General features: G+C 67.9%; 1 pseudogene. It reads right to left on the bottom strand.

Annotated features, from left to right (window positions below):
* Nucleotides 1-121: 121 nt before the first annotated feature.
* Nucleotides 122-858: pseudogene (locus V5O46_RS31565) on the bottom strand (IS110 family transposase); the annotation flags it as partial.
* Nucleotides 859-1,115: the final 257 nt, after the last annotated feature.

Raw genomic sequence — 1,115 nt, forward strand, 5'->3', positions numbered from 1 at the left:
TCCGGGAGCGGGGGTGCCTCTATGTCGTTCGTCAAGCGAGGCGTGGGGTTCTGGGTTCGTAGAAGGTGCCGTCGCGGAGCATGGCGAACAGCACGTTGATCCGCTGTCGGGCCAGGCGGAGGAGTACCGGGATGATGATGTCGAGGGTGCCGGTGCCGGGAACGACGACGGTCTGCTCGTCGAGGGCGTCGAAGACGTCGTCGATCAGCCGCGCTGCCATGCGCGGGGCCTTGGGCCGTGTGACCTCGACGGGTTTGCGGCGTCCGGCCTTTCGCAGGGCGGCGGGAGATCCGTGGCGTTCCAGCAGCCAGGTGACGGCCTGGTGGTCGAGCCGGGGACCGAGAACGCGCTCCAGGCTGGGGTGGTGGAACTGGGTTAGCAGGCCGCGGATCCGGTTGCTGGTGCGGGTGGCCTCGGCCGTCAGATCCTGGTCGAAGCCGACCAGCACGGTTTGTTCGGCGCTGATCTCGTCGGTCAGTTCCAGCGAGCGCAGGGTGTGCGGCATCGTCCGGGCCGCGTCCGCGATCACGGCCGCGTCGCGGGCGTCGGTCTTCGCCTCGCCCGGATACAGGTCGGCTATCCGGCGCATGGCCAGTTCGGGCAGGTAGGCGACCTGACAGCCGGCGTCTCGGGCGACCGTGAGCGGCAGGGCTCCGACGGAGGTCGGCTGGTCCACGATCACCAGCACGGTGCCGAATTCGTCTTCAGCTTGGTGAACACCTCTCGCAGTTTGGGTTCGGTGTTGGGCAGCTGCTTGTCGAAGACCTTCTTGCCGGCCGGGGTGAGTCCGTGTCCGTGATGGTTCGTCTTGCCGACGTCCAGGCCCAGGAATACGCCTATCTCGTCGCTGTCGTACAAGCCGTTCTCCCGAACGGATGTCGTGCGTGCTGGCCGGGGCGTTGGCGTCGTGCGCGCATCCACGTTATGCAGACCTGCCGCCCACAAGTGGCAGGGCGTTGCGCCTGGCCAGGCGGTAGTCGGACCTCTCATCAGCGTCTCCAACGGCGCCTCTCGGGCCCGGTGGCACCCCCCCCAGGTCATCGGTTCGAAAGGGGGACCCGCCATGCCGGGCCCGGAGGCCAGCGGCCCTCTTGCAGGACCGCGGAAAACATAAC

This window comes from Streptomyces poriticola (genome assembly GCF_036689765.1).
In the GTDB taxonomy this organism is placed as follows: domain Bacteria; phylum Actinomycetota; class Actinomycetes; order Streptomycetales; family Streptomycetaceae; genus Streptomyces; species Streptomyces poriticola.